Raw genomic sequence first — 8,884 nt, forward strand, 5'->3', positions numbered from 1 at the left:
TTGGATCTTGTTTTTATTTGATTTCGTAATTAAATTCACTCCCTCATTTAGAGTGTGATTATTATTAGACTAACAAAAAACAGTTGTTTTTCCAATACACGGAAAAACAACTGTTTCTATAAAATATTATATGTGCATATATTACATTGCAAATTTTTCTTTTATACTATTTAAGGATTTTAAATTACAACCAGTACGTAAAAGTACACTTTTACGTACTGGTTGTTCTAAGATGAAAAATATTTAAAGGTAAAACCCCTCACAAATATCAATGTTGTGAGGGGGTATTTTTTAAAAAGATTAGGACTCTACCTTTGTGACCCTTTCAAAACCATTCTTAACAGCTTTTATATATTCATTCCTAGCACGAATAGATATGTCAGCATCTGGAGTAATTTCTTCGAACCCGTGGTACGCTCCAGGATATAAATGAAATTCGACATCGACACCAGCTTCCGCAAGTTTAGATACATAGGTTAATGTTTCACTACGGAATGGATCTAATTGACCGACACAAGTGTATGTGTATGGCAAATTACGATAATCCTCAGCTCGAGCAGGGGCTGCATAGGCAGGAATATTATCCGTTTTATACAGTTCACCTAAATACATTTTCCAACCAGCTTCATTCCTCTTCTGATTCCAAACCAATCCTTCTTTGATTTCATTCGATGAAGGCGTATTATTTCGGTCATCGATCATTGGATAAAGTGGCATTTGAAAACAAATGGAAGGATAATTTCGATCCCGGGCTAATAAAGTCAATGCTGCTGTTAGTCCACCACCGGCACTCGCTCCTGCTACACCAATTCGATTCGAATCAATATTTAATGACTCTGCATTATCGGCAATCCATTTCAATGCTGCATAACAATCCTCAAGTGGTGCTGGATAAGGATGTTCGGGAGCTAAACGGTAGTTTACAGAAACGACCACACAATTGGCTTCTTTTACAAACTTCATACAAAGATCATCACTTCCATCATAAGATCCCAAAATATAACCACCGCCATGAATCCATAACAGGGCGGGTAAGGATTCATTCACAAATTTTGGGCGGTAGATTCGTAATTGTAATGAATTATCGTCTGGTCCTACAATTTTTTCATCTGTTAATGAAATGGATTCATCAACAATTGCAGGTGGTATCAATTGAGCCATATCTTCTCTGATTGCTTGTAAATTCTCTGGACGTAAATCGAAGTCTTGAATCATTTTTAAACTTGGTAATAACGCTGGGTCTACTCGATTTTCCATTTTAACACTCCCTTTTTAATCTCATAAATTAAACAGTAGGTGGTTAACATTCAATTGTTGATTGTCGTACCACTAAGAGAATCCCTTGCATTAATGAAGCAAAGGATTTTTTTATGAAAGGTAACGAATTATAAATAAATTTTCATATCATACCCCGGGTTTTCAAAAATAAACATAAAGTTTTCAACATTGTACCCATAAGTGCTTTCTCATTCAAATTTAAGAGGATCTCCATCGAATAGTTCATCATCGACTTTAATTGATTCTGTTAGACACCCTTCAAAAGCACCCATAAGATCGTCCTCTAATTCACCTTCTACCGCGACTGTGCCCTGATTATTATCTGGGACAACAAAGGCAATTTCGTCTTCATCATAATCATAAATATCCGGAGCTGCGGCGCCACAAGTACCACATGCGATACAAGCTAATACATCATACAATTTCTTGACAATAGTCTTTGTTTTGTAAGTGTTGTCCCCCTATTTCTGTATCCTGTACCACTTTACGTCTCAGAACCTGAGCAGGTGAACGATAGCGTAAAGCTTCCTTAACCATAGGAGGAATAAGAGACAGGTCATCATAGATACCGATAAGGGATTCGCTGACAAAACATCAATGTGGCGAATGCACCGCTTCGCGGCTGACTACGACGCGGCGAATGAAGAACGCTATGACCAAGCCAATCAGTGCTATGATCATCGTGAACAAGAACACGTTTTGTGATCCAGCCGTCATCGCGTTTGCCATTTCGGCCTGTTTGGCCGGAGCGGAGGAGCCGTGCAAGTATTTCTCCATACCGCCCGTAAGGATACTGATTGCAACCGCTGTTCCAATCGCGCCTGTGACCTGCTGCAGTGTATTCATGACTGCCGTGCCGTGCGGGTATAGCTACGGTGGCAATTGATTTAGCCCGTTCGTTTGAGCAGGCATCCATATCATGCCTACCCCAACCATGAGCCCGATATGCAAAGCCACGATAAAGGCCACTGAAGAAGCATGAGACAGGGTAGTAAAGAACCATAACATGACTGCAACGATCACGAGTCCGGGAATAACGAGCCATTTCGGCCCATATTTATCGAACAAGCGCCCCATACGCGGGGAGAGGATACCGTTCAGCGCGCTGCCCGGAAAAAGCATGAGTCCCGCAGTGAACACAGACAGTCCTGCACCCGTCTGCAGAAACATCGGCAGGATAATCATGCTCGACATCATGATCAACGTACACGACAGTATCAGGAGCAGCCCAACGACGTACATTGGGTACTTGAAAACGCTCAGATTCATCATCGGATCGCTCATAACGTTCTGCCGCAGTATAAACAGCACCAGCGTGACGAGCCCAACAATGATTGAAGTGATCACAACTGCGCTGCCCCAGCCTTCAGATCCTTCGCCTGCCTTACTCAAGCCGAAGACAACTCCTCCAAAGCCGATCGTTGACAATACGACAGACAGCAGATCTATCCGAGGCTTTGTGACATCCGTAACGTTTTCCAAATACTTCAACCCTATCAATAACCCTATAACCAAAAATGGAAGTGATAACCAGAAGATGTAATGCCATGTTAAATATTCGATTAATAGACCGCCTATGGTCGGTCCGGTCGCTGGGGCAAACATGATAACAAGTCCGACAAACCCCATTGCCGCCCCCCGCTTTTCATGCGGATATATGACGAGAATTGTATTGAACAAGAGTGGGAGTAACAAGCTCATACCTACTGCCTGTAAAACTCGGGCGAACATTAACATTCCAAAATTGAACGCCAGCGCCGCGATCAATGTACCGACGATTAAGCTGGTGAGCGAACCTGTGAAGAGCTGTCTTGTAGTAAACATCTGCAACAACAACCCACTTATTGGCATTAAAATGCCTAGAGTCAACAAGAACCCAGTTGTTAACCACTGTGCAGTTGCGGCTGAAATTTGGAATACTTCCATTAAATTAGTCATTGCAACATTGAGGGCAGTTTCGCTGAACATGCCGACGAAACCGCAGATAAGCAGGGATGCCATAATGGCACGCGTATTGTATTGATTCTTCATTTTATTTCTCCTTGTAATTCAATTTAATTAATAACAATTTATTTTTTAGCAAATCCTATCACGTTTCAGTAGATCGGAGAAAGTTAAAGAATGATTAGCATGCTAACTAATCTGCTGGTGATTACCCAGTAAAGATATTTCTTCTTTTGATTCTTTGGGATTAAGTAGGTCTTCTCTTTCACCTTATTCACTACTACTCTTGAATAAGCCGTCTTGCTAAAGCTTTAAAGTGCAGATAATCACCAATTTTAAAATTAGACATATCAAGAAGATAGATAGAATTTTTATATTTAGGGTTTAATATTTGGGTATTCGGACTTTATGGTGGAAAAGGGTCTATAAGTCATCCTTCTCAAAATTCTTAATAAGTGTGGAAATTTTTCCTTTTGTTGTCCTTTTTATTTATCTAAAACACCGATTCTCAAAAAGAACCTTTCTTATTGACTTCTTCAAACAATTTAGATATTAATAACTTTAGTGAGGAATTCACCTCATTTTTTACAAATTCCCCGTCTTCGTTCAATTTATTGTTTGCTCCTGAAATTAATAATGCTCCACCATCGAATACATTCGCATTTAACATACTTAAATTGAGTTGTAATGCTTGATGAGCATTTTCCCCATCACATGAAGCTGTAATAACCGCTACTGGTTTCGTATAAAGCTCAGCAGACGACACCAACCATTCTAAAGCATTTTTCAAGACACCAGGTACACCCTTTATATATTCGGGTGTACAGATAATGACTCCATCTGCTCTTGAAAGCAATTCTCTATATACTTGCACCTCTACTGGTGGTTTATCATTATCTAAATCACGATTAAAATGTGGAAGTTTTTCAATACCATTGTATATTTCATATTCAACACTGTCGGGCATGAATTTTTTTAGGCTATTAAGTGCTTTTTGGGTTGATGATTTTTTCCGACTACTTCCTGATAGGGCTACAATATTAATCTTTGTTTTCATACGAATCTCTCCTTCAATAAATATTGATTAAAAATCACTTCACTTCAGAAATTCTGATTTTATTAAACTTTTTTTTAGTTTAGGGTGAAATTTATTTTGCACGAGATGCATTCACTATTGTTTGACCTAACATACCATCAAATAGTCCGAGTTATAAGTTGAATGTTTATAACTATTGAAAAGATAATTCCACTATATATTCCGAAGACCCTTTTAATTAAAGTCTTGCATTAAAGTATCAACCACTTCTTTTACAGTTCTGATTTCTTTGATTGGCGTAATTCCAGTACCTATAGAAATATAGCCATCGTCTGTATTGCCTTCTAGCATGCCGATACGCATTCCAATTGATCCACGCATCAATTTTGCTGTTTCCTCACGACTAGCACCTTGTTTATCCATTTCGACTAGTTTATTCGCCAATTTAGTAGGTAAAGAACGATAGTATGCTGGTAAAGTACGGAACATTAGTAAATCTTCTGCTGTAGCATCTACAATCATTTGTTTCACGTTTTCGGCTGCTGGATTTTCTTTTGTTGGAATAAAGACACTACCAGCAAACACACCTTCAGCGCCTAAAGCAAATGCAGCACGCACTCCTCTAACGTCTCCAATACCACCAGCTGCCATTACAGGAGTATTTATAGCATCTACAATCATTGGAACAATCGAAAATGTTCCAATAACTCGTTCTGGAACCGTACCCCCTTCATCAAATCCAGTCGCTACATAAACATCTATTCCAAATTCTTCTGCAGCTTTTGCATTTTCAATAGTAGGAGTAAGGGGTCTATAAACAATTTTAATATTGTTTTCTTTTAATGGTTTAAAGATTCTTTCATCCAGCATATCGTTCACAAGAACAACAGGAACTTTCTCGTCAATAACGGTTTCTAAAATTGGCCATGTGTAAGCTAAATCACGATTTACGATCACAGGTACTCCAAATGGCTTATTAGTTAATGATTTTATTTTTTGTATTTCAGTTCTCATTCTTTCCGCAGATATTTCGGGTGAACGAGTTATATCAACCTGACCGGCATTTGGACCTAGAAATCCTAATCCACCAGCATTGCTTACTGCTGCAACAAATTCGGCATTAGTAACCCAAGACATCGGGCCCTGTATAATCGGTTTTTCTATATTTAATATTTCGCATATTCTATTATTCATTATTGAATCCTCCTGCTTACGATTATTTTCCACAACCTTCAGTTGGTTGAAAAAATACTTAGTTTGCTAAATATTTTTCAGCTTGGCTAACTTACTAGTGCAATATTTTGGCCAGAGTATCTTCAAGGCTTCTAAATATATATTTAGGGTGCTAAACATTTATTTAGTATACTAAATAAATGTTTGAGAAAAAACTTAGTATAAGTTTTTCTCCATACGCTTTAATAAATCCCTTAATATTAAGCGTTCTTCAGTTGAAATTGACTGTAGTAATTTTTCTTGATGTTGTTTCCATTTAAATTCAACGGGTTCTTCTAATTCTTTGCCTTTGTCCGTTAGATAAATCCGCATAACCCTTGCATCTTCTTCATCACGTTTACGGTATATGAAACCATTCTGCTCTAGCGATTTAACCATATTGGTTACCGTAGGCGGTTCGCATTTTAAATGTTCACATAGTTGCATTTGTGTTATTCCATCACCTAGCCATAAACGCGAGAGTAAATTATCTTGGCCTACATAAAGATTAAGTTCTTTAAGGCTCTCACTATAATTTCGACGCATTTGAGAAGAAACTTTATCCAAGGACATACGAATATCACAGTCAACACTAACCTTCATAGATGAACCTCCTCTAGCTGAAAAATATTTAGTAGGCTAAATATATCATGGTTGTTTTTAGTTGTCAACGTTACTACATTGATTGCTCTTCTTCAGCTAACCTGCTCGATACTTGAGCAACTAAAAAGGGAGCAAATGGCTTTATGAAGCTCTCGATCCCCGTTAGTTGAACATCCACCACATCAGTTCAACAATGGTTCCTATAACTTATGAATTATATATTTCTCTACCTATATTAACAACATCTTTATCTGAATATCCAGCTGGAGCAAGAGCTGATAACTTCTCTATCACCTTATTCCGTAGGAATGGGGCTTTTTCTTTATTTGCCTTTTTTAATGCTTTGGTTAGTTCCTCTTCTGTTAGTTCGGTGCAATATGCAGGAGTTCCTGGCTGATGTCTCCATGAATCACTTAAAGAACCACCATCTACTGTGTCGAAGCCTAGCTCGTTTACTACATCCATTATTATTTGTTTCTGTGATAGATCATCTCCAGAAATAGCCATAGCAATGCGGCCCTGGCTTCCTTCAGGAGCCCCTTTATTATCTAGCGTATCTGTTAATAAATTGTTAAACGCTTTGATGATGAGTCTACCTAATTGATTTGAAACCCAAACGCTTTCAACCATACCATTTTCAATTTCTTCAATTTTGTCGTCTCTAAGAATAGGCGCATCATTTGAAGTATCTACAACGACTACTTCCTCCCCAACTTTATCTACAACGTGGCGAATGCTAGACAGTGCGTAGAAAGGGATAGAAATAATAAGAACATCAATATTTGTAATTACATCTTCTACACTCACAGGAGTTCCTGTAAGTTCTTTTCCTTCCAAACGTTCAATCCCACGAGCATCTGCAATTTTGACATCATGTCCATTCTTAACTAATTTTTTAGAAATAGTTGAACCGATATTCCCTGCACCTATAATTCCAAATCTCATTTTCTAATTCCAAATCTCATTTTCATTCCTCCTAAATATATCTCTATTCTAAAGAATTCTTTTCCCTCGTTTGAGTAATTTGATTACATGCACTAGAATATAATCAATTCTCCTTTTTTTGAAGAGGGCAATAAAAATTGCTGTAGTACATTTTTTTGTACTTAACAGTAGAAAGCAGGTGAAAAGGTGTCTAAAATATGTAAGGATGGGTTTGACAGAGAGTGTGTAAATGAACAGAGAGAAGTATATGGTATTGCCTATACCCAGAACGCACTTTCCGGACGTTGGAAATATATCATTCTTTGGTTTTTGAAGCCCACAGAGCGTCGTTATAGTGAACTCAAAGCTTTTTTAGGGGAGATTTCACAAGGTTCACTTACAAAACAACTTCGAGAATTAGAAGCGGATGGCTTAATAAGTCGCAAGGTTTATCCAGAGGTTCCTCCTCGTGTCGAATATTCATTAACCTCAAAAGGAGAAGAACTCATTCCAATTATTGATTTGATGGAAGAATTCGGGAAGAAGTTTGGAGAGCATGTAGATTAATCTTTCGTTTAGTGGGTAATGCTCCCATCGCCATCAACCTAACAAAATTAAATACCCCCAAAACGAAAAAATGCGTTATTCTTTCTGTAGAATCATAGGAAAGGGTGGCGTTTTTTATGAATCTTTCACTTTCGGATGAGTCACATCTCTTCTCCCAAGAACTACAACGGCATTTGTCGCCCCAAGCTCTTCGGGAGCTTGCCAAGGAAGACAGTTTTGTCCGTCGGACAAGTAAATACGGAGGAGAGGATCTCCTTTCTTTATGTGTCTGGTTTAGTCAAAAAGTTGCGAGCACGTCCCTGTCTCAATTGTGTAGTCAACTAGAAGCTACAACTGGTACTCTTATGAGTCCGCAAGGATTAAATGAACGCTTTAATCCTGCAGCTGTACAGTTTCTACGTGATATTTTGACACAACTACTTCGGAAAAAAACGGCAGTGCAAAGCCGTATATCAGGTATATATACCAAGCATTTCCGTCGTATACGGTTTTTGGACTCTACGGCCTTTCAACTTCCTGATGCATTTACAGAAGCTTATCGAGGGGCTGGAGGAAGTGCTCATACGTCGGGAATGAAGATTCAATTTGAATGCGATCTCTTAAGTGGGGAAGCACTTCATCTGCATATAGGTGAAGGAAAAGAGAATGATCAAGTGTATGGTTCGGAGTGCATCGCCTCACTGAGACCGGGAGACGTTCGGATCTGTGATCTCGGCTACTTCTCCCTAAAGGATTTTCGTACCATTAGCGAGAAGAAAGCCTTTTTCCTTTCACGCTTAAAATTAAATACACGCGTATATATGATGAACCCGAGCCCGGAAATATTCCACAATGGGACAATAAAGAAACATTCCGAGTACATACAGATGGATTTAGAGCAGTTTATTGACACACTAGAACCTGGCGAAACCCGAGAGCTCTCAGATGTATATGTGGGAATGTATGAGAAGTTACCTGTCAGAGTCATCATCCATCGATTGACGGAGCAGCAGTTGCGAAACCGTGAGAAAGAAATGGCAAAGAAAGAGAAGAAAAAAGGCAGGACTTACAAGGAGAAAAGTAAACGGCTCAGTGCCATTAACTTTTATTGCACCAATATTCCTGCGGAATATGTGCCGACAAGCAGAATTCACGACTTTTACTCCCTTCGCTGGCAAATAGAGATTTTCTTTAAAACATGGAAGTCGCTCTTTCCTATCTATACATGTAAAAAGATTAAACGGGAACGTTTAGAATGTCATATTTACGGCCAGCTTATCCGAATTCTCATATGTTCTTCCACGATGTTTCAAATGCGAGAACTGCTTCTGCGAAAAAAGA

9 protein-coding genes and 1 pseudogene are annotated in these 8,884 nt (G+C 38.7%); 2 read left to right on the forward strand and 8 right to left on the reverse strand.

Annotation, left to right across the window (positions count from 1 at the left end; genetic code table 11):
• Window positions 1-300 precede the first annotated feature (300 nt).
• The 8 genes and pseudogenes from MOC86_RS26335 to MOC86_RS26370 form a co-directional block, all read right to left on the reverse strand.
• The gene (locus tag MOC86_RS26335) at window positions 301-1,257 is read right to left on the reverse strand and encodes an alpha/beta hydrolase (protein WP_268586858.1); all 957 of its coding nucleotides are present in this window, start codon (window positions 1,255-1,257) and stop codon (window positions 301-303) included.
• Window positions 1,258-1,466: 209 nt separating this feature from the next.
• Window positions 1,467-1,700: a ferredoxin gene (locus tag MOC86_RS26340; RefSeq protein ID WP_268586859.1), complete on the reverse strand. Its 234-nt coding sequence runs from the start codon at window positions 1,698-1,700 to the stop codon at window positions 1,467-1,469.
• Window positions 1,693-1,851, reverse strand: coding sequence for a cytochrome P450 (locus MOC86_RS26345; RefSeq protein ID WP_326847768.1), 159 nt, complete (start codon window positions 1,849-1,851; stop codon window positions 1,693-1,695). The genes MOC86_RS26340 and MOC86_RS26345 overlap by 8 nt, the downstream gene beginning before the upstream one ends.
• A gap of 21 nt (window positions 1,852-1,872) precedes the next feature.
• Window positions 1,873-3,309, reverse strand: a pseudogene (locus MOC86_RS26350) (DHA2 family efflux MFS transporter permease subunit).
• A 421-nt stretch (window positions 3,310-3,730) separates the two neighbouring features.
• Window positions 3,731-4,279, reverse strand: coding sequence for an NADPH-dependent FMN reductase (locus MOC86_RS26355; protein ID WP_268586860.1), 549 nt, complete (start codon window positions 4,277-4,279; stop codon window positions 3,731-3,733).
• Window positions 4,280-4,492: 213 nt separating this feature from the next.
• The gene (locus MOC86_RS26360) at window positions 4,493-5,452 is read right to left on the reverse strand and encodes an NAD(P)H-dependent flavin oxidoreductase (RefSeq protein ID WP_268586861.1); all 960 of its coding nucleotides are present in this window, start codon (window positions 5,450-5,452) and stop codon (window positions 4,493-4,495) included.
• 195 nt (window positions 5,453-5,647) lie between these two features.
• Window positions 5,648-6,073: a MarR family winged helix-turn-helix transcriptional regulator gene (locus tag MOC86_RS26365; RefSeq protein ID WP_268586862.1), complete on the reverse strand. Its 426-nt coding sequence runs from the start codon at window positions 6,071-6,073 to the stop codon at window positions 5,648-5,650.
• A 207-nt stretch (window positions 6,074-6,280) separates the two neighbouring features.
• Window positions 6,281-7,018, reverse strand: a complete 738-nt coding sequence (locus tag MOC86_RS26370; RefSeq protein ID WP_268586863.1) for an NADPH-dependent F420 reductase — start codon at window positions 7,016-7,018, stop codon at window positions 6,281-6,283.
• Window positions 7,019-7,204: 186 nt separating this feature from the next.
• Between MOC86_RS26370 and MOC86_RS26375 the strand changes: the two genes are divergently transcribed.
• Both MOC86_RS26375 and MOC86_RS26380 read left to right on the forward strand, forming a co-directional pair.
• Window positions 7,205-7,564, forward strand: a complete 360-nt coding sequence (locus MOC86_RS26375) for a winged helix-turn-helix transcriptional regulator (protein ID WP_268586864.1) — start codon at window positions 7,205-7,207, stop codon at window positions 7,562-7,564.
• A 116-nt stretch (window positions 7,565-7,680) separates the two neighbouring features.
• Window positions 7,681-8,884, forward strand: a 1,204-nt coding sequence (locus MOC86_RS26380) for an IS4 family transposase (protein WP_268586865.1), incomplete at its 3' end; no start/stop codon positions are given.

Origin of the sequence: Priestia endophytica (assembly GCF_026790145.1) — a bacterium.
GTDB lineage: Bacteria > Bacillota > Bacilli > Bacillales > Bacillaceae_H > Bacillus_I > Bacillus_I endophytica_A.

Excerpts from the sequence above, each read along its gene's own strand:
- MOC86_RS26335 (WP_268586858.1), bottom strand. The coding sequence starts at position 1,257 with ATGGAAAATCGAGTAGACCCAGCGTTATTACCAAGTTTAAAAATGATT.
- MOC86_RS26355 (WP_268586860.1), bottom strand. The coding sequence starts at position 4,279 with ATGAAAACAAAGATTAATATTGTAGCCCTATCAGGAAGTAGTCGGAAA.
- MOC86_RS26360 (WP_268586861.1), bottom strand. The coding sequence starts at position 5,452 with ATGAATAATAGAATATGCGAAATATTAAATATAGAAAAACCGATTATA.
- MOC86_RS26365 (WP_268586862.1), bottom strand. The coding sequence starts at position 6,073 with ATGAAGGTTAGTGTTGACTGTGATATTCGTATGTCCTTGGATAAAGTT.
- MOC86_RS26370 (WP_268586863.1), bottom strand. The coding sequence starts at position 7,018 with ATGAGATTTGGAATTATAGGTGCAGGGAATATCGGTTCAACTATTTCT.